The organism is Nocardia sp. JCM 34519.1 (assembly GCF_020361265.1).
GTDB lineage: Bacteria > Actinomycetota > Actinomycetes > Mycobacteriales > Mycobacteriaceae > Nocardia > Nocardia arthritidis_A.
Genome location: NZ_JAIRBR010000012.1, coordinates 1 through 18900 on the forward strand (window position 1 = coordinate 1; position 18900 = coordinate 18900).

Here is an 18900-nt window from a genome sequence, read left to right on the forward strand (position 1 = left end):
CTGGCCGCGTTGTCGTCGTCGCCGATACAAACCCGGTATCGGCTCCTCCTCCGCCTTGCCAGGCGACGAGCTGGACCGCGGATGCATCCGGCCGGACTTCGAGGACGCGCCCTAGTCAGCCCGCGACGATCGAATCGCCCTGGACGCGTATGGATTTCGCGGCGAGCGGCTTCGGGGCCGGGCCGTTCGCGACGGATCCGTCCAGGTGATATCTGCTGCCGTGGCACGGGCAGTTGATGGTGCCGTCGGACACCGCGTTCACCTTGCAGCCCATATGTGTGCAGGTGGTGGACAGGCCGACGAATTTGCCCGCCGTGGGTTGGGTGATCACGGTGTCGCCCTTGATGATTCCGCCGCCGACCGGAACGTCGGCGGTTTTGGCGAGTGCGTTGTCGCCCTGCTGGGCGACGGGGGAGGTCGCGGGAGCGGTGGCCGGGGTGTCGTCTTTGCCGTAGGTGGTGCACGCGGTGAGTGCGGCGGCCGCGGCCACCGCACCGGCGCCCGCGACCACGGCGGTGCGGCGATTCATGGTCGGGTCGACTGTCATCGTTATTGCTCCGATCAGAAGGTGAGGCCGTTGTGTTCGAAAAACCAAGCGGCCGAGCTGAGCCAGATGCCGGTGAGCCCGGCGAGCACCAGCCCGCCCGCGACCGGGACCACCCAGCCGGGCAGGCGTCCGCGGGTCAGCAGCAGCATTTTGGCGACGAACGCGCCGTAGAAGAAGCAGCCGAACAGCGAGTGGAGCAGGACACGCGGGTTGTAATCCTGAAAACCCAAGGCGTACAGGCAATGTACCGCGACGGGCACGCTGATCAACACGGCGAGCCGTCCGGTCCACACGTGTGCGGCGCCGATCCAGGACGGCGCGCGGAAATTCGGAATCTTGCCGTAAATCGCCAGGGCGGAGGCCAATTGGGCGAGGCCGAGCACGAGAACCGCGGTGGCGAGCCAGGTTTTGACCGCGAGCGGGCTGGAGAAACCCGCGAGGTTGATCGAGAAGTACCGTGGCTCATGGACTTTCGCGTAGACGCCGAGCGCGACCGCGGCGGCGGCGCCGATGAGCACCGGGATGACGATCGCGAGGGCCGAAATGTTGTTCCGGGCCGTCGGTGCGTTACGGTCAACCGACACTGTCACCACCACTTACTTTTGTCGCGGTTATCTTGTGGCCGTTGATGATCGCCGTGCCGTCCGGGGCGAGCACGGGCGCCGGGGATGTGCCGCCGTCCGCGGTGCGCTGGACACCGGTGACCCGGCCGTTCGCGTCGACGATCCAGCTCTGCCGGGAATTGTCGGTGCGGTTGACGTACAGTCCACCAGGGGAATTGACCGGCGCCGCGGTGAAATCCCATTGCTTCCCGGCGAGGGCGAGGATCCCGTGTACGGCGGCGCCGTCGTAGCTGCCGTACAGTTTCGCGTTATTCCAACCGGTCAGGTGCACGCTGCCGTCCGTCGCACCGCCCTGTAACCAGGATTCGACGGACTTGCCGTCGCAGACGTAGGCGGTGGCCTTGTTGTCCTTTACCGCGATCGAGACGGTGAGCGGTGCGCCGGTCGTGGTGCCGACATAATCGGCCTTGGCGGGGAACGGGATCGCGGCCGGAGTGGTGGCGGGCGGGATGGTGGTCGCGGGTGCCGCCGCAGTGGTGGTCGGCGCGTACGGGTTCGCCGCGGGCGTCGGCGTGTCCTTCGACATGTCGACGGCCAGCAGGATCGCACCGAACAGCACCACCGCCGCGAGCGTCAGCAGTGGTCCGAGACGTTTCATACAGGTCTCCCTCGATGGGCGGCCGTCGATGGCTCAGGCATTACGCATTGTGTACGGGGAAATATGACCCGCCGGTTCAATCGGGTGCTCGCGGCGTGGCGTGTCGGGCGGCTGCAACCCGCGTCGGCTACGGCTACCGCACGGCTCGCGCAACGGGGTTCCGGTCAGCCCGGCCGTCGGGATTCCCGGCCCTGGTCCTGCTGTTGTTGATCTTGATATTGGCATTGTCGTCGTCGACCACCCGATGGCTGGCGGCCGCCCGACGACCGATCCACGCCCCACCCGCCCAGTACCAGCCGCCCCGGTATCCGCAATACCCTCGGTAGCGGAGGTGAAATTATGCCGCGACTACTGCAGACGGTGCTCGATACCACCGACGCGCGACAACTCGCCGAGTTCTACCGGCAATTACTAAATTTGGTCTACCGGCCCGGTGACGAGCCGCCGGACCCGGGAGGCGATGATGTACGTGGCCGCGACTGGCTGGTGTTGACCACCCGAGATGGGTTGCGATGCTTGGCTTTTCAGCAGGTCGATCACCTGACGTCGAGCACCTGGCCGGATAACGAAGTGCCGCAACAGCTTCACCTCGATATGACGGTGGATTCGCGGGCGGAACTCGATGCCGAACACGACCGGGTCCTGGAGCTGGGTGGTCGCCTGCGCTGTGACCGCAGCGACGATCCGGACGAGCCGCTGCGCGTGTACGCCGATCCGGCGGGCCATCCGTTCTGCCTCTTCGTCGGTTGACTCACCAACTGTCGTCATCGTCGTCGTCATCGCCGAACAGGTCGCCCGCGATGTCCTCGATGGCGCCCGCCGCGAGCATGCCGCCGCCGACACCGAGCGCGATTTGGGCTGCGCCGGTGAGGAAGTCGCCGCCGGAGCGGCGCGGCGGCGCGGCGGCGGGTGTGGGCTGGCGCTGCGCGGATTGCTGTAGCTGGGCCACCTGCTGCTGGAGCTGACCGATCGCCTGCTCCTGCCCGATCAACAGCTGCGCCATCGCGTACAGCGCCCCCGGCGTCTGCTGGACTCGCTGCTGAATCAGCGCCTCCACCTGCGGGTTTCGCGGGCCGGACTGCGCGGTGTGCTGGGCGACCTTCTGGAAAAGCGCATCGATAGCCTGTTGCTCTTGTGGGTTCGTCATACAGCCGTTTATACCGCTGGATCCGCGCGGCGTCCTGGCCGCAGGACAGCACAACTAGAACGCGCGATGTGGTTCGGTCATCCGGTGTGCGAGCAGGAAACGCATGAGGTCGCGCTGGATTTCGATACCGATCTCGTCCTGTACCAATCGAGCTCCGTACACGTGTTCGGCGAGGACCGGCGTGGTGAATTCCGCTATAGCGCAACCTTTTCCGCTGGCGTAATGCTCAATTCGCAACGGCTGCGGGCTGCCCGGCGCCAGCGAGCGGGTTTCGGCGCCGGTCGGCTCGGTCGGTGCGGAGCCCGGGTCGGCGAGATTGTCGGCGGCGAGCCACTGTTCGATATTCACCCGCCCGATGACGTAGTTGCTCATCTCGTCGAACAGGGTTTGCAGAAAGTATGCGGGGACCGGTCGGGCGCGCTCGCCCATGGCATCTACGACGACCTGACCGCCGACCTGTTTCAGGAAGGGAGCACCCGCCATCGGCGCGATCGCCGCGTACAGGTCCGGATAGAGCGCGCCCATATTGGTGGTCATGGCCCCGCCCGCGGAGTATCCGCCCAGATAGATTCGGGTTCGGTCGAGCCGGAATTCGTCGGCGAGCGCCGTGGTGATTCCGGCGATGATCGCGGGTTCGCCCTGATCGCGCCGCGTGTTCTCCGGTTTGTCCCAACCCCAGCAGCCGTTCTCGGCCACCGCGTTGTCCTGAAGCGGGTAGGCGAGGACGAAACCCATTTCGTCGGCGACGCGGGTGAGCGAGAATCCGCTGGGCTCCGGGGCGGAGAGGGGATCGTCGCAGCCGTGCAGATAGACCATCAACGGTTTGCCCGCAGTGTTGCCGGGCGGTACATGGAGGTAGTAGCACCTGGTGCCTGCGGCGTTGGTGAAGCAGCGTTTGTCCACTCGGGCATCGGCCGTCGGCGCCCAGACCGTGATGGTGACGAGGGCGGCGACGACGGCGAGCAAGCGCCCCGGGGTGATTCGCACGGGTCGAATGTTAGCGATTCTCAGCGTATTTCCACGCGATGGACCCGGCCGGTATCGCCATTCGGACCGGGTCCATCGCGGGTGCGGGATCACCCGCGGGCGATGGCCTCGAAAACCTTGGGGTCCACCAGGGTTGAGGTGTCGCCGAGTTCGCGTCCTTCGGCGACGTCGCGCAGCAGGCGGCGCATGATTTTGCCGCTGCGGGTTTTGGGGAGTTCGGGGACGATGTGGATCTCGCGGGGTTTGGCGATGGGGCTGATGTCGCGGGAGACCTGTGCTTTGAGTTCGTCGATGAGTGCGGTGCCGGTGTTGGTGGTTTCGGCGGTGAGGATGACGAACGCGACGATGCCTTGTCCGGTGGTGGGGTCGCTGGCGCCGACGACGGCGGCTTCGGCGACTCCGGTGTGTCCGACGAGTGCGGATTCGACCTCGGCGGTGGAGATACGGTGGCCGGATACGTTCATCACGTCATCCACCCGGCCCAGCAGCCAGAGTGCGCCATCGGTATCGAGTTTCGCGCCGTCGCCCGCGAAATACCAACCGGCGGCGGCGAAGCGCTCCCAGTAGGTCTCGTGGAAGCGGCGCATATCGCCCCAGATACCCCGCAGCATCGACGGCCACGGCCGGTCGAGGACGAGCAGACCCGAACCGCCGGAGGGGAGTTCGCTGCCGTCCTCGTCGACTATCCGGGCCGAGATGCCGGGCAGCGGTGCCATGGCCGCGCCGGGTTTGGCGGCGGTGACGCCGGGCAGCGGGGAGATCATGATCGCGCCGGTCTCGGTCTGCCACCAGGTGTCCACGATCGGGGTCCGGTTGCCGCCGATCACCTCCCGGTACCAGCGCCAGGCCTCCGGGTTGATCGGCTCGCCCACCGAGCCCAAGAGACGCAGCGAGGACAGGTCGTGTGCGTCCGGAATGTCCCTGCCCCACTTCATGAACGTTCGGACAAGTGTCGGCGCGGTGTAATAGATTGTGACGCCGTACTTTTCGATGATCTCGAAATGCCGGTGCTCATTCGGGGAATTGGGCGTCCCCTCGTAGACCACCTGTGTCGTCCGGTTGGCCAGCGGTCCGTAGACGATATAGCTGTGCCCGGTGACCCAGCCGATATCGGCGGTGCACCAGTAAACATCTTGTCCCGCTTTGTGATCGAAGACGTAGTGATGGGTGTAAGCGGCCTGGGTCAGATAACCGCCCGAGGTGTGCAGGATGCCCTTCGGCTTACCGGTGGTCCCGGAAGTGTAGAGAATGAACAGCGGATGTTCGGCGTCGAACGCCTCGGCCTCGTGCGAGGGGGAAGCCTCGGCTACCGTCTCGTGCCACCACAGATCGCGGCCCTCGGTCCACGGCACCTCAACGCCGGTGCGCCGCACCACAAGAACGTGCTCTACCGGCGAACCGGGTTCTCGCAGTGCGGCATCCACTGCGGCTTTGAGTGGTGCGGGGGTGCCGCGTCGCCATTGGCCGTCGGTGGTGATGACCAGGCGGGCCTGGGCGTCGTCGACGCGTTGACGCAGCGCGGTGGGGGAGAATCCGGCGAAGACCACCGAGTGGGTCAGGCCCAGTCGGGCGCAGGCCAGCATCGCCACGATGGCCTCGGGCACCATCGGCATGTAGATCGCGACCCGGTCACCGGCGTGCAGGCCGAGTTCGGTCAGGTAGTTCGCCGCCTGCGAAACCTCGTGCAGCAGTTGGGTGTAGGTGATGTCGCGGGAATCGCCGGGTTCGCCTTCCCAGTGGATGGCGACCTGATCGCCGTGCCCGTCGAGCACGTGCCGGTCCACGCAGTTGTAGGCGACGTTGAGTTTGCCGTCGACGAACCACCGCGCCACCGGCGCCCCGGACCAGTCCAGCACCCGCGACCACGGCTGATGCCAATGCAACCGGCCCGCCTGCTCCGCCCAGAACGCCTCACGATCGGCGGTGGCGCGATCGTACAGTGTCGCATCGGCATTGGCGTGCGCGGCGAATTCGGCGCTCGGCGGATAGGTGGCCGCAACGGTGGTGCTGGTCAACGCGATTTCCTCCTGCTATCGAAAGGTCAAGGGTGACAAGTTGTTACCGCGAACGTGTCAGTGCGCCACCGCCTTCTCGGCGCCCGCGCCGGTGAGCGCGCGCACCTCCATTTCGGCCTCCCGGTCCGGATCGCTCGCCTTGCCGCCGAGGTAGGTGCCGATGATGCCGAGTACGAAAGCCAATGGGATGGAGACGATTCCGGGGTTCGACAGCGGGAACCAGTCGAACTTCGCATGCGGCAGCATGGCGGTGGCGTTGCCGGAGACGGCGGGGGAGAAGACGATGAGCACGATGGTCGAGATCAGGCCGCCGTACATACTCCACAGCGCGCCGGTGGTGTTGAACCGCCGCCAGAACAGCGAGTACAGGATGGTCGGCAGATTCGCCGATGCCGCGACCGCGAAGGCGAGCGCCACCAGGAAGGCGACATTCTGCCCGTTGGCCAGGATGCCGAGCGCGATGGCGAGCACGCCGATGATCACCGCGGTGATCCGGGATACCCGAACCTGTTCGCGCTCACCGGCATTGCCGCGCTTGACGACATTGGCATAGATATCGTGCGCGAACGAGGTGGCCGCGGTGATGGTGAGCCCGGCGACGACGGCGAGGATGGTGGCGAATGCGACGGCGGAGATGATGCCGAGCAGTACGACACCGCCCAGTTCGAAGGCGAGCAGCGGCGCCGCCGAATTCTGGCCGCCTGCCGCGGCGAGGATGCGATCCGGGCCGACGATGGCCGCGGCGCCGTAGCCGAGTACGAGGGTGAACAGGTAGAACGCGCCGATCAGGCCGATGGCCCAAACCACCGAGCGCCGGGCCTCTTTCGCGGTGGGCACGGTGTAGAAGCGCATCAGCACATGCGGCAGGCCCGCGGTGCCGAGCACCAGAGCGATGCCGAGCGAGACGAAGTTCAGTTTCGAGGTTCCGTTGGCGCCGTACTGCGCGCCCGGTGCGAGCACGTCGCGAGCGGCCACACCCTTGGTCTTCGCGCCGTGCACCGCGTCCTGGGCCGAGCCGAGGATGTCGGAGAAGTTGAAGCCGTACTTGGCCAGCACCAGCACCGTCATCAGGGCGGCGCCGGCGATCAGCAGCGCGGCCTTGATGATCTGCACCCACGTGGTGCCCTTCATGCCGCCGACCAGCACGTACACGATCATCAGCACGCCGACGACGGCGATGACGACGGCCTGCCCGGACTTGCTCGACACGTCGAGCAGCAGCGCGACCAGACCGCCCGCGCCCGCCATCTGCGCCAGCAGGTAGAACAGGCAGACGGCCAGGGTGCTGAAGGCGGCCGCGGTGCGCACCGGACCCTCTTTCAACCGGAAGCTCAGCACGTCGGCCATGGTGAATTTGCCGGTGTTCCTGAGCATTTCGGCCACCAGCAGCAGGGCGACCAGCCAGGCGACGAGGAAGCCGATGGAGTAGAGGAAGCCGTCGTAGCCGTATACGGCGATCGCCCCGGCGATGCCGAGAAAGCTTGCGGCGGAAAGATAATCGCCCGAGATGGCGATGCCGTTCTGCGGTCCGGAGAAGCCGCGTCCGCCGGTGAAGTAATCGGCGGCGCTGGCATTGCTGCGGCTGGCGCGGATCACCACCACCAGGGTGACCGCGACGAACAGCGCGAAGATCGCGATATTCGCCACCGGATTGCCGACTTTGGTTGCGGCGGCGAGGTATTCGGTGTGCCTCATGCCCGGCCCCCTTCGATTCCGGCGCGGATGGCCGCGGCTCGCGGATCGAGCTCCCGGTTCGCGAAACGCACGTAGAGCCCGGTGATGACGAAGGTGGACACGAATTGCCCGAGGCCGAGCAGCAATCCGGCATTCACTTCGCCGAACACCTTGGTGGCCATGAAGTCGTGCGCGTACGCGCCGAGCAGCACGTAGCTCAGGTACCAGACCAGGAACAGCGCGGTCATCGGGAATACGAAGCGGCGCAGTCGATCGCGCAGCTGCTGGAATTCCGGGCTCGCCTGCACGGCGCGGAAATCCTCTGGTCGGGTCGGGGTGCCGCCGACATCGGTACTGGTCATGCTGAGTCCTAGCGTGTTACTTGGCTCTGTCCGGGCCGACGGTAACCAGCCTCCTATGAGGAATTGGTGATGTGGCGCGGCTCACTCCGCCGAAGGCGCCGGATCTGCGGTGAGCGGTCGGTGGGCGGCGACGAACGGTCGGTCCGAGATCACCGCGAGCGCAGCCCGCGTTCCCGGTCCGCGCCGAGGCCGAGCCGTTCCGGGGCGTGCATGCGCACGAAGACGCGGCGCACCGTGCGCGCGCCCTGCCGCCTGGTCACCAGGCTGACCAGCACCATTGTCGCGAAGGCGAGTGGAACGGTGATCGCGGCGGGATAGCCGAGCAGTGCGGCGGGCCAGCCGTCACCCACCTCGGAGGTGAAGCCGCCCGCCACCGACACCGCCGTCGCACCGCCCGCCGTGAGCCCGCCCGCCGCCATTCCGGCCGCCGCACCCGCCGCGGTGAGTCCGCGCCACCAGATGCCGAGCACCAGCAGCGGACACAGCGTCGACGCGGCGACCGCGAAGGCCAGCCCGACCGTGCGGGACAGGTCGAGCGAGACGACGGTGACCGAAAGCCCAAGGGGCACAACGCCCGCGACGATGGCAGCCACACGGAAGTCGCGGATCCGGCCGCGCAGCACATCGGTGCTGAGCACGCCCGCGATGCTGACGAGCAGTCCGGACGAGGTGGACAGGAATGCGGCGATCGCGCCCGCCGCGACCAGCGCGGCAAGCAGTTGGCCGGGCAGCCCGCCGAGTACCGAGCCCGGCAGCAGTACGACGGCGGCGTCGGAGGTGCCGGTGATGAGCAGTTGCGGCACATACAGTCTGGCGAATACGCCCAACAGGATCGGGAAGAGATAGAACAGCCCGACCAGCGAGATCACCGCGAGCGCGGTGGTGCGGGCCGCGCGCCCATCGGGATTGGTATAGAACCGCACCAGCACGTGCGGCAGCCCCATCGTGCCGAGGAAGGTCGCGATGATCAGCGAATACACCTGGTACACAGGGTGTTTGCCGCCGAAGCCGTTGCCGGGGGCGAGCCAGCTCGCGCCGTCGGCCGGTGCGCCCGCGACCACCGGGACGGTCGCGCCCGCGTCCAGCGTGAGGCGGGTGCCGGCCGCGAGCTCGTGCCGTCCGGGGGTGAGCAGTTCCGGTCCGTCGACGGCGCGGTCGTCGAGTGTTCCGGTGATCGAAACCGGTTGTGCCGCACCGACCCGCACCACCACATCGGTGGTGACGTCCACCGTGGTGCGCGCGGTGACCACGGGCGGCGCGGGCGCGCCGAGGTCGCGGTCGGCGGCCAGGAAATAGCCGAGCAGCACCAGTGCGGGCACCGCGACCGCGGTGAGCTTCAGCCAGTACTGGAACGCCTGCACCAGCGTGATCGAGCGCATGCCGCCGCCGGCCACATTGCCGATCACGATCGCGCCGACGGCGGCCGCGCCGACCCACTTCGGCAGGCCGAGCAGGATGTGCAGCGTCAAACCGGCGCCCTGGAACTGCGGAATCAGGTACACACCGCAGATCAGCAGCACGACGACCGCCGCGACCCGGCGCAAACGCGTTGAGCCCAACCGGAATTCGGTGAAATCGGGCACCGTGTACGCGCCGGATCTGCGCAGCGGGGCCGCGACGAACAGCAGCAGTCCGAGATAGCCCGCGGTGAAGCCGAGCGGATACCACAGCGCGTCGGCGCCGTATTTCGCGATCAGCCCGGCGACGCCGAGAAATGATGCGGCCGACAGGTATTCGCCCGAGATGGCGGCGGCGTTCCAGCGCGGACCGACGCTGCGCGACGCGACGAGGAAATCGGAGGTGGTGCGCGCCAACCGAACCCCGTACGCGCCGATCGCCACGGTGGCCAGCGCCGCGAGCACCGATCCCGCGACGGTGAAGGCGGGCGCCGCGCTCATCTCAATCCTCGGCCAGCTCTAGGAAATCCTGCTCGTTGCGCTCGGCCAGCCGTACATACAGCAGCCCGGCCAGCGCGAGCATCGGATAGGCCGCGAACCCGAGCGCCAACCACGGCAACCGAATCCCGAACAGCGCAACCGAACCGAGCCCGCCCAATGCGAAAATCACCGGCAGCGAGCACAGTACGAGCACAACCAGCAGGCCGAGCCGCAGCGCGAGCCCGAGTTGCGCGCGAATCAGCCCGCTCAGCAACGCCTCGCCGATCTCGGTCTGCTCGGCGACCTCGGCCCTGGTCCGCACCCGCCGCGCGCCGCGCCGCTCGGCGAGCACCACCCGCTGCCGCGCCGGGCGCTGCTGCGGGCCGGTCACCGGTGCGTCCAGATCTGCCGAGGCCCGTGCACCAGACGCTGTTTCAGCTCGCGCACCTGCCGCCTGCTCACCGGAAGCTCCACCGGCCCGGCCGAACCCTCGCCGCGCAGGCACACCACCGTCCCGGTGCCGACCGTGCGCAGCCCGGTGACCAACCGCAACGCGACCAGGTACGAGCGGTGCACGCGCAGGAATCCCGCGTCCTGCCAGCGGGATTCCAAGGCGGACAGCGGGATGCGCACCAGATGTGAGCCGGCCGCGGTGTGCAGCCTGGCGTAGTCGCCGTCGGCCTCCACCCAGCCGACGCTGGACCGGTGCACCAGCGTGGTGACCCCGCCCAGTTCGACCGGGATCACCTCGTTCGAATCGGACTGCGGTGCAACGACATTCGGCGACAGGGCGGTGGCGATGCGGCGCACCGCCTCGGCCAATCGCCGCTCCCGCAGTGGTTTCAGCAGATAATCGACCGCACCGAGATCGAAGGCGGTCACCGCGTGGTCGTCGTGCGCGGTGACGAACACCACCGCGGGCGGATTCGCGAATTCGGACAGGATTCCGGCCAGCTCCATGCCGTCGAGGCCTGGCATATTGATATCGAGGAATACCGCGTCCACCGGATGCGCCCGGAGCAGCCGCAGCGCGCTGGTGGCATCGCCCGCCGCGTGGATCTCGCCGACCCCGGCCTGCGCGCGCAACAGATAGACCAGCTCGTCCAGAGCGGGTTTCTCGTCGTCGACGGCCAGCACGCGCAGGCCCGATTTGTCGGTATCCACAGCCGGTTCATCGTACGGCGTCAGGCCCGAATACCCGCACGGAACTTGGGGACTCGCATACTCACCTTGGTGCCCGCGCCCGGCGCGGTCTCGACCACCAGCCCGTAGTCGTTGCCGAATGCGGCGCGCAGCCGGTCGTCCACATTGGCCAGCCCGATATGCGCCGACTCCGCCGCGTCCAACGCACCGGAGCGCAGCAGTTCCGGATCCATGCCGACGCCGTCGTCCTCCACGCTGATCAGGCAGTCGGTGCCGGCATCGGTGGCGATGATGTTCACCGTCCCGCCGCGCGCCGCCCCCGCCAGCCCGTGCCGAACCGCGTTCTCCACCAACGGTTGCAGCGCGAGGAACGGCAAGACGACGCCGAGCACCTCCGGCGCGATCCGCAGCCGCACGTGCAGCGCATCGCCGAAACGGGCCTGCTCCAGCGCGAGATACCGTTCGATATTGCGCAATTCGTCGGCGAGCACGGTGAATTCGCCCGCCGCCCGGAAGGAATACCTGGTGAAATCGGCGAATTCGAGGATGAGCTCGCGGGCCCGGTCCGGATCGGTGCGCACGAACGAGGCGATGGTGTTCAGCGCGTTGTAGATGAAATGCGGGCTGATCTGTGCCCGCAGCGCCCGCACCTCGGCCCGGTCCAGCCTGGCTCGTGACGCGTCGAGTTCCGCCAATTCCAGCTGGCCGCAGGCATATCGGGCCACCTCGGCCACCGCGCCCAGCCGGCCCGGACCCGGCCGTCCGGTGGTCACCACACCCAGAACACCTGATACGCCGCCATTTTCGATGAGCAGCGGCTGGGCTATCACGGTGCGGACTCGTTCGCCGGGCCCGGACACCAGCACCGGGCGGCCGCCCGCGATGGCCCGCGCGGCGGCGTCGGTGAAGTATTCGGTCAATTCCGCGTGCGGTCCGTCCCAGGCGAGCAGCGCCGCATCCGGATCGGCGATGCCGAGCGCCTCGGCCCCGGTGAGCGCGCGCAGGTGCGGTGCGGCCTGCCCGGCCGAATCCGCGGTGAGCCCGCGCCGCAGCGGCACCGCCGCCAGCGACGCGGTGTGCAGGGTGGCGTGCACCGCGCGCTCGGCCGGCGTCGTCACCACGCGCCGGGTCCGCCGCCACATGAACAGGGCGCCCGCCAACAGCGCCGCCGCCGCGGCTGCGGCGAGCGCGGTCGCCGTCATCGGCGGTCCAGCGGCGCGTCCATGGATGGCATTATCGCGCCGCGGATCGTGTCGGACGGTCCGAGTACAGTCCGCGCCATGACCACGGCCGGGTACTCCGGGACACCGCTGCATCGGAAGCTCGGTATCAAGCCGGGCCATCGAGTCGTGCTGCGGCATGCGCCGCCGCGCTGGCGAATTCCCGAGTTACCCGCCGGGGTCGAATTCGTCGGGACGCCCGAGGACACCGACGTGATCATCGCCTTCTACCGCACACACGCCGAACTCGCCGAGGACGCACCGGATCTCGCCGCGCGGCTGCCCGCTGGGTCCGCGCTGTGGATCGCGTGGCCGCGCCGAGCCGGCGGTCACACCAGCGATATCACCGACAACGATCTGCGCGAGCTGCTGCTGCCGGTCGGCGTCGTCGACGTGAAAGTGGCCGCGCTGGACGATGATTGGTCCGGCCTCAAATTCCTATGGCGCAAGCGGAAATAAGCGACCGCCGCGACGCGCCGGTGATCTTCGCCACCGACACGCCGGGCACCTGTGCCGCCGCCGCGCGCCTGGCGAAAGCAGTCGGTGCGGCCCCCTAGAATCGGTCCAGCCAACCCCCGTCGCGACCTTGGGAGGAAGGACAGTCTTGGCAGCCTCGTCCGGATCGTTCGTTCACCTGCACAACCACACCGAGTACTCGATGCTCGACGGCGCTGCGAAGATCACGCCCCTGTTCAAGGAGGCGAATCGGCTCGGCATGACCGCCGTCGGCATGACCGACCACGGCAATATGTACGGCGCGTCGGAGTTCTACAACTCGGCCAAGAAGCAGGGCATCAAACCGATCATCGGCATCGAGGCCTATATCGCGCCGGAATCCCGCTTCAACACCAAACGCGTCCTGTGGGGCGATCCGAGCCAGAAGGGTGACGACGTCTCGGGTTCGGGCGCCTACACCCATATGACGATGGTCGCCGAGACCGCGACCGGACTGCGCAACCTGTTCAAGCTGTCGAGCCTGGCCTCCATCGAGGGTCAGCTCGGCAAGTGGGCCCGCATGGACGAGGAGATCATCGCCCAATACGCCGAGGGCATCATCGCGACGACGGGCTGCCCATCGGGTGAGGTGCAGACCCGCCTGCGGCTGGGCCACGAGCGCGAGGCGCTGGAGGCCGCGGCCAAGTGGCAGGAGATCTTCGGCAAGGAAAACTTCTTCCTCGAGGTGATGGATCACGGGCTGTCCATCGAGCGCCGGGTGCGCGAGGGCCTGCTGGAGATCGGCCGCAAACTCGATATTCCGGCGTTGGCCACCAACGACTGTCACTACGTGCACGAATCCGAGGCGGCGAACCACGAGGCGCTGCTGTGCGTGCAGACCGGCAAGACGCTGTCCGATCCCACCCGCTTCAAATTCGACGGCTCCGGCTATTACCTGAAGTCCGCCGAGGAGATGCGGGCGATCTGGGATGCGGAGGTGCCCGGCGCCTGCGACAACACGGTGCGCATCGGCGAGCGGGTGCAGTCCTACGACGACGTGTGGAAGCACCACGACCGGATGCCGATCTTCCCGGTGCCGGAGGGTGAGACGCAGGCCACCTGGCTGCGCAAGGAGGTTCTGCGCGGGCTGGACCGGCGTTTCCCGGACGGTCCGCCGCGCGAATACCTGGATCGCGCCGACTACGAGCTCGGCGTCATCATCGAAATGGGTTTTCCCGCCTACTTCCTCGTGGTCGGTGACCTGATCAGCCATGCGCGCGAGGTCGGCATCAGCGTCGGACCCGGTCGCGGTTCGGCGGCCGGTTCGCTGGTCGCCTACGCCATGGGCATCACCAATATCGACCCGATTCCGCACGGTCTGCTGTTCGAGCGATTCCTGAACCCGGAACGCGTCTCGATGCCCGATATCGATATCGACTTCGACGATCGCCGCCGCGGTGAGATGGTCCGCTACGCCACCGAGAAGTGGGGCTCGGACCGGGTGGCCCAGGTGATCACCTTCGGCACCATTAAAACCAAGGCGGCGCTGAAGGATTCGGCGCGCGTCCAGTTCGGCCAGCCGGGTTTCGCGATCGCCGACCAGATTTCGAAGGCGCTGCCGCCGCCGATCATGGCCAAGGACATTCCGCTCTCGGGCATCATGGATCCCGAACACGAGCGGTATAAGGAGGCCGCCGAGGTCCGGGAGCTCATCAATACGAACCCGGACGTCAACAAGATCTACGAGACCGCGCGCGGGCTGGAGGGTCTGATCCGCAATGCCGGTGTGCACGCCTGCGCGGTGATCATGTCCTCCGAACCGCTGATGGACGCGATCCCGGTGTGGAAGCGGGCGCAGGACGGCGCGATCATCACCGGCTGGGACTACCCGTCGTGTGAGGCCATCGGCCTGTTGAAGATGGACTTCCTCGGCCTGCGCAACCTCACCGTCATCGGTGACGCGCTGGTCAACATCAAGGCCAACCGCGGCATCGATCTGGACCTGGACCACCTGCCGCTGGACGATAAGCCGACCTACGAATTGCTTTCCCGCGGTGACACTCTCGGCGTCTTCCAGCTCGACGGTGGCGCCATGCGCGATCTGCTGCGGCGCATGCAGCCCACCGGCTTCGAGGATATCGTCGCCGTGCTCGCGCTGTACCGCCCCGGTCCGATGGGCATGAACGCGCACAACGACTACGCCGACCGCAAGAACGGGCGGCAAGAGGTCAAGCCGATCCATCCGGAGCTCGAGGTACCGCTGAAGGAGATCCTGGCCGACACCTTCGGCTTGATCGTGTACCAGGAGCAGATCATGCAGATCGCGCAGAAGGTGGCCGGGTACTCGCTCGGTCGAGCCGATATTCTGCGCCGCGCCATGGGTAAGAAGAAGGCCGAGGTCCTGGAGGCCGAATTCGAGGGCTTCGAGAAGGGCATGCTGGAGAACGGTTTCTCCAAGCCCGCGATCAAGGCGCTGTGGGACACGATTCTCCCGTTCGCCGGTTACGCGTTCAACAAATCGCATGCCGCCGGCTACGGTCTGGTGTCGTTCTGGACCGCCTACCTCAAGGCCAACTATCCGGCCGAATATATGGCGGGCCTGCTCACCTCGGTCGGTGACGACAAGGACAAGGCCGCACAATATCTGGCCGACTGCCGCCGCCTCGGCATCACCGTGCTGCCGCCGGACGTCAACGAATCCGAGCAGAACTTCGCCTCGGTGGGCGACGACATCCGGTTCGGGCTCGGCGCGGTGCGCAATGTCGGCGCGAACGTGGTGTCCTCGATCATCGCCGCGCGCAAGGAGAAGTCGAAGTTCACCGACTTCTCCGACTATCTGAACAAGATCGACGCGCTGGCCTGCTCCAAGAAGGTCACCGAATCCCTCATCAAGGCAGGCGGATTCGATTCGCTCGGGCATCCCCGCAAGGGTCTGATGCTGGTGCACTCCGACGCCATCGATGCGGTGATGTCCACCAAGAAGGCCGAGGCGATGGGTCAGTTCGACCTGTTCGGCGGGTTGGACGACGCCGACGACTCGATCACCTCGGTGTTCAACGTCAAGGTGCCCGATGACGAGTGGGAGCCCAAGCACAAGTTGGCGCTGGAACGGGAGATGCTGGGCCTGTACGTATCCGGGCATCCGCTCAACGGTGTCGAACACGTACTCGCGGCCCAGTCCGACACCCAGATCCCGGCCATCCTGGAAGGCGATATCAAGGACGGCACCCAGGTGACCGTCGGCGGCATCCTCGCCGCGGTGAACCGGCGCATCAACAAGAACGGATTGGCTTGGGCGTCGGCGCAATTGGAGGATCTGTCCGGCGGTATCGAGGTGCTGTTCTTCCCGCAGGCCTATTCGGTCTACGGCATGGACGTAGTCGAGGATGCGGTGGTGCTGGTGAAGGCGCGCGTCTCGGTGCGCGACGACCGCATCTCGCTGATCGCCAACGACCTTGCGGTGCCGGATCTTTCGGCCATCGGCGTGGCCAAGCCGCTGGCCGTCACCATGCCGACCCGCATGTGCACCCCCGACAAGGTGAGCGCACTCAAACGCGTTCTGACCAGTCACCCGGGCACCTCCGACGTGCACCTGCGCCTCGTCGGCGCGGGCGAGAAGACGCATCTGCTGAAACTCGATGACCGCCTGCGTGTTTCGCCGTCCTCCGCCCTGATGGGCGACCTCAAGGCGCTGCTCGGCCCCGGCTGCCTGGCCAGCTGACCGCGATTCGGCAACGGCCCCCATCCATGGATGGGGGCCGTTGTGTCTAGTTGGCGAGAACGGGTTCCGGGGCGGCCGCGGCCGAATTCCGGTGCAGTGCTTGGCTCCACCTGAGGGTGCCGATCGCGGCGATGCCGAGGACCACACCGATCCAGGCGGTGGCGGGGTAGCCGAGGCCCGCGCCGATGGCCAGTCCGCCGAGCCAGGGGCCGACGGTGATGCCGACGTTGAACGCGGAGGTGTTGAAGGCGGTGCCCAGGGTCGGTCCGTCGGCGGCCAGTGCGAAGATGCGGCTGTTCAGGGTCGGGTTGACGCCGAAACCGAAGGCGCCGAGCAGGAATGCCGCCAGCACGGCGGTCACGGCGTACTGCCCGGTGAGCGCGAGCAGCACCGAAGTGCCGATCAGGCCGGTGAATCCGAGGTAGAGGGTGCGGACGGGATGCGTATCCGCGGTGCGCCCGCCGACGGCGATGCCGAGCACCGCGCCGACACCGTAGATCGTGAGCACCACGGGTATCCAACCGGCGGCCAGCCCCGTCGTCTCGGTCAGCAGCGCGCCGAGATAGGTGAAGGTGACCATCAGGCTCGCGATCTGCAGCGCGGTGGTTCCGTAGTGCAGCCACACCCGCGGATTCACCAGGCTGCGCAATTCCCTGCGCAGATCCGGGATTTCGGCGGCGCGGGCGGCCGGGATCCTGGCCAGCACGCCCAGCATGGCCAGCGCGGACAGCGCGGCGACGGCCCAGAACGCGGCGCGCCAGCCCCACTGCTGGCCGATGACCGTACCCGCGGGCAAGCCGATGATGGTGGCGACCGTCAGCCCGCCCGCCACAATGCCCATGGCGCGTCCGCGCTTGTTCGGCGGCGTCAGGCTGATGGCCGTGGCGGCGCCTACCGCCCAGAACCCGGCGTAGACGAAGGCGGCGATCACCCTGGTACCGAACAGCACCCAGTAACTGGCGGTCAGCGCGCCGATGACATGGGCGATGACGAATACGGCGAGAAATCCCAGCAGTGCGGTGCGGCGCGACAGCCGCAGCGTCGTCGCGGCGAGGATCGGCGCGCCGACCAGCATGCCCAGCGCGAACGCCGAGACCAGCAGACCGGCCTGTGGTACGGAAACGCCCAGGTCGTTTGACATTTCGGTGAGGATCCCGGCGAGCATGAGCTCGGATGTGCCCTGGGCGAAGATGGCCAGGCCCAGGACGTAGACGGCGACGGGCATCGAATACCTCTCTATTTTGGACAGATTGGTTCAAAACGAACCGATGGGAAAGCGGCGGCGCTGCCGCATATCGTCAGGGGGTGATCAGAGGCACCGCAGTGCGGTATCGGCGATGGCGGCCAACGTCTTTCGATCGGCGCCGCCGCGCGCGGCGACCCGCAGACCGCTGATCGTCGCGATCACGAAGTGCGCGAGATCCCTTGCGGGCCTGCTGTTGTCGATTTCGCCCAGGCGCTGGCCCACGGTGATCGCCGCGGTGAGCGCGGTGAGCCTGCGCTCGTGGTCGTCGCGCAGGGCGGCGGCGATATCGTCGTCGCGCGGGCCGAGTTCGACGACGGAGTTGACCACGAAGCAGCCCATCGGATCGTCCTGCGGCGCCTCGACGGCCCAGTGCAGGATGGTCCGGATTTTGTCCTTCGCCGGTTCGGGGCCGTCGAGCAGTTCGAAGGTTCTCGCGTTCTTGCTGTCCATATACCGGCGCAGCGCCCGCGTGAACAGTTCGTGCTTGCTGACGAAGGTGTTGTAGATGCTGCTGCGGCCCAATCCGGTCGCGGTGCAGAGATCTTGCGTCGAGGTGCCCTCGTAGCCCGTGGTCCAGAACGCGCGCATCGCCGCGTCGACCGCTCGGTCCTCGTCGAATGCCTTCGGCCGTGCCATGGATGACACGCTAACACGTTTTGGATAGATCAGTCCAAAAATGCTAATTCGCGACCGCGACGCCCCGGGTCTGCGCGCCGAAGACGCGCGGCGAGCCCTCGCCGTAGAACTGCTCGACCTCGCGCAATTCGAATCCGGCCGCCTCGATCAGCACGCGGATCTCGCGATTCAAATGGCAGCCGCCCGCGATCACCTTCTGCACCGGGTTCAGCCGGTTCTGCCAGACCTGCACCGAATGATCCGGTGCCAGGCCGTGCTCGATGAAATGCAGCGTGCCGCCGGGCTTCAGCACCCGCCGGACCTCGCCGAGCGCGGCCCCGGCATCCGGGATGGTGCACATGGTCCAGGTGGACAGCGCGCAGTCGAAACTGTCATCCGGAAACGGCAATCGCTGTCCGTCCAGGCCGGACCGCTCGACCGGAACGGGTGACGCCGCGACGCGCTCGGCCGCGAGCCGCCAGCCCAGATCGGCCGGTTCCACCGCGCTCACCGATTCGACGGCGGCCGGGTAGAACGGGACGTTGAGTCCGGAGCCGAAGCCGATCTCGACCACCTTGTCGTGCAGACCGGCGCAGACCTGCGCGCGCAGCGGTTCATGATATTTCGCCCCGCAGCACAGTTCGACGAGGCGGGGGACAACATGGTCGTTGTAGAGGCCCATGCCGTCCA

General features: G+C 67.2%; 18 protein-coding genes. 3 read left to right on the plus strand and 15 right to left on the minus strand.

The annotated features are described in order from the left end of the window. Positions 1-115: 115 nt before the first annotated feature. Genes LGY53_RS26230 through LGY53_RS26240 form a run of 3 tightly spaced genes read right to left on the minus strand, consistent with a single transcriptional unit; the run spans position 116 to position 1768 of the window. Positions 116-547 (minus strand): ubiquinol-cytochrome c reductase iron-sulfur subunit, encoded by a 432-nt coding sequence (locus LGY53_RS26230; protein ID WP_225729386.1) that lies wholly within the window; start codon positions 545-547, stop codon positions 116-118. Positions 548-561: 14 nt separating this feature from the next. Next, a complete protein-coding gene (locus tag LGY53_RS26235) occupies positions 562-1131 on the minus strand; it encodes a DUF6529 family protein (RefSeq protein WP_225729387.1) in 570 nt (189 codons plus the stop codon). Next, positions 1121-1768, minus strand: a complete 648-nt coding sequence (locus tag LGY53_RS26240; protein WP_225729388.1) for a hypothetical protein — start codon at positions 1766-1768, stop codon at positions 1121-1123. Before LGY53_RS26240 ends, LGY53_RS26235 begins: the two co-directional genes overlap by 11 nt. A 339-nt stretch (positions 1769-2107) precedes the next feature. On the opposite strand from LGY53_RS26240, the gene LGY53_RS26245 reads away from it, so the two are divergent. Next, positions 2108-2518 (plus strand): VOC family protein, encoded by a 411-nt coding sequence (locus LGY53_RS26245; RefSeq protein WP_225729389.1) that lies wholly within the window; start codon positions 2108-2110, stop codon positions 2516-2518. A 1-nt stretch (position 2519) separates the two neighbouring features. Here LGY53_RS26245 and LGY53_RS26250 read toward each other — a convergent pair whose 3' ends face one another. From LGY53_RS26250 to LGY53_RS26290, 9 genes are all read right to left on the minus strand, one after another. Next, positions 2520-2915 (minus strand): DUF2076 family protein, encoded by a 396-nt coding sequence (locus LGY53_RS26250; RefSeq protein ID WP_225729390.1) that lies wholly within the window; start codon positions 2913-2915, stop codon positions 2520-2522. Positions 2916-2969: 54 nt separating this feature from the next. Next, positions 2970-3902, minus strand: a complete 933-nt coding sequence (locus tag LGY53_RS26255; protein WP_225729391.1) for a PHB depolymerase family esterase — start codon at positions 3900-3902, stop codon at positions 2970-2972. Positions 3903-3991: 89 nt separating this feature from the next. After that, positions 3992-5917 carry an acetate--CoA ligase gene (gene acs / locus LGY53_RS26260; RefSeq protein WP_225729392.1) on the minus strand — a complete coding sequence of 642 codons (1926 nt, stop codon included), beginning with the start codon at positions 5915-5917 and terminating at the stop codon, positions 3992-3994. Between the two features lie 57 nt (positions 5918-5974). Continuing rightward, positions 5975-7612: a cation acetate symporter gene (locus LGY53_RS26265; RefSeq protein WP_225729393.1), complete on the minus strand. Its 1638-nt coding sequence runs from the start codon at positions 7610-7612 to the stop codon at positions 5975-5977. Then, the gene (locus tag LGY53_RS26270; protein WP_225729394.1) at positions 7609-7953 is read right to left on the minus strand and encodes a DUF485 domain-containing protein; all 345 of its coding nucleotides are present in this window, start codon (positions 7951-7953) and stop codon (positions 7609-7611) included. The genes LGY53_RS26265 and LGY53_RS26270 overlap by 4 nt, the downstream gene beginning before the upstream one ends. A gap of 149 nt (positions 7954-8102) precedes the next feature. Further along, positions 8103-9851: a cation acetate symporter gene (locus LGY53_RS26275; RefSeq protein WP_225729395.1), complete on the minus strand. Its 1749-nt coding sequence runs from the start codon at positions 9849-9851 to the stop codon at positions 8103-8105. A gap of 1 nt (position 9852) precedes the next feature. Beyond that, on the minus strand, positions 9853-10221 hold the full coding sequence (locus LGY53_RS26280; RefSeq protein ID WP_225729396.1) for a hypothetical protein: 369 nt from the start codon (positions 10219-10221) through the stop codon (positions 9853-9855). Further along, complete coding sequence (locus LGY53_RS26285; RefSeq protein ID WP_225729397.1) at positions 10218-10994, minus strand: LytTR family DNA-binding domain-containing protein; 777 nt, start codon at positions 10992-10994, stop codon at positions 10218-10220. Before LGY53_RS26285 ends, LGY53_RS26280 begins: the two co-directional genes overlap by 4 nt. A 20-nt stretch (positions 10995-11014) precedes the next feature. Then, positions 11015-12175, minus strand: a complete 1161-nt coding sequence (locus LGY53_RS26290; RefSeq protein ID WP_225729398.1) for a sensor histidine kinase — start codon at positions 12173-12175, stop codon at positions 11015-11017. Positions 12176-12253: 78 nt separating this feature from the next. On the opposite strand from LGY53_RS26290, the gene LGY53_RS26295 reads away from it, so the two are divergent. Both LGY53_RS26295 and dnaE read left to right on the plus strand, forming a co-directional pair. Beyond that, on the plus strand, positions 12254-12652 hold the full coding sequence (locus LGY53_RS26295; RefSeq protein ID WP_225729399.1) for a DUF3052 domain-containing protein: 399 nt from the start codon (positions 12254-12256) through the stop codon (positions 12650-12652). A gap of 145 nt (positions 12653-12797) precedes the next feature. Then, positions 12798-16349, plus strand: coding sequence for a DNA polymerase III subunit alpha (gene dnaE / locus LGY53_RS26300; protein WP_225729400.1), 3552 nt, complete (start codon positions 12798-12800; stop codon positions 16347-16349). A 46-nt stretch (positions 16350-16395) separates the two neighbouring features. Here dnaE and LGY53_RS26305 read toward each other — a convergent pair whose 3' ends face one another. From LGY53_RS26305 to LGY53_RS26315, 3 genes are all read right to left on the minus strand, one after another. Continuing rightward, complete coding sequence (locus LGY53_RS26305) at positions 16396-17574, minus strand: Cmx/CmrA family chloramphenicol efflux MFS transporter (protein ID WP_225729401.1); 1179 nt, start codon at positions 17572-17574, stop codon at positions 16396-16398. A gap of 84 nt (positions 17575-17658) precedes the next feature. Further along, positions 17659-18231 carry a TetR/AcrR family transcriptional regulator gene (locus LGY53_RS26310; RefSeq protein WP_225729402.1) on the minus strand — a complete coding sequence of 191 codons (573 nt, stop codon included), beginning with the start codon at positions 18229-18231 and terminating at the stop codon, positions 17659-17661. Positions 18232-18274: 43 nt separating this feature from the next. Continuing rightward, entirely contained in the window at positions 18275-18892 is a 618-nt protein-coding gene (locus LGY53_RS26315; RefSeq protein ID WP_225729626.1) for a class I SAM-dependent methyltransferase, read from the minus strand. Positions 18893-18900: the final 8 nt, after the last annotated feature.

What these genes read in the sequence shown, in the direction of transcription:
- LGY53_RS26270 (WP_225729394.1), bottom strand. Translation starts at nt 7,953, where the DNA reads ATGACCAGTACCGATGTCGGCGGCACCCCGACCCGACCAGAGGATTTC.
- LGY53_RS26290 (WP_225729398.1), bottom strand. Translation starts at nt 12,175, where the DNA reads ATGACGGCGACCGCGCTCGCCGCAGCCGCGGCGGCGGCGCTGTTGGCG.
- LGY53_RS26250 (WP_225729390.1), bottom strand. Translation starts at nt 2,915, where the DNA reads ATGACGAACCCACAAGAGCAACAGGCTATCGATGCGCTTTTCCAGAAG.
- LGY53_RS26230 (WP_225729386.1), bottom strand. Translation starts at nt 547, where the DNA reads ATGACAGTCGACCCGACCATGAATCGCCGCACCGCCGTGGTCGCGGGC.
- LGY53_RS26305 (WP_225729401.1), bottom strand. Translation starts at nt 17,574, where the DNA reads ATGCCCGTCGCCGTCTACGTCCTGGGCCTGGCCATCTTCGCCCAGGGC.
- LGY53_RS26240 (WP_225729388.1), bottom strand. Translation starts at nt 1,768, where the DNA reads ATGAAACGTCTCGGACCACTGCTGACGCTCGCGGCGGTGGTGCTGTTC.
- LGY53_RS26310 (WP_225729402.1), bottom strand. Translation starts at nt 18,231, where the DNA reads ATGGCACGGCCGAAGGCATTCGACGAGGACCGAGCGGTCGACGCGGCG.
- LGY53_RS26265 (WP_225729393.1), bottom strand. Translation starts at nt 7,612, where the DNA reads ATGAGGCACACCGAATACCTCGCCGCCGCAACCAAAGTCGGCAATCCG.
- LGY53_RS26315 (WP_225729626.1), bottom strand. Translation starts at nt 18,892, where the DNA reads ATGGGCCTCTACAACGACCATGTTGTCCCCCGCCTCGTCGAACTGTGC.
- LGY53_RS26245 (WP_225729389.1), top strand. Translation starts at nt 2,108, where the DNA reads ATGCCGCGACTACTGCAGACGGTGCTCGATACCACCGACGCGCGACAA.
- LGY53_RS26295 (WP_225729399.1), top strand. Translation starts at nt 12,254, where the DNA reads ATGACCACGGCCGGGTACTCCGGGACACCGCTGCATCGGAAGCTCGGT.
- LGY53_RS26275 (WP_225729395.1), bottom strand. Translation starts at nt 9,851, where the DNA reads ATGAGCGCGGCGCCCGCCTTCACCGTCGCGGGATCGGTGCTCGCGGCG.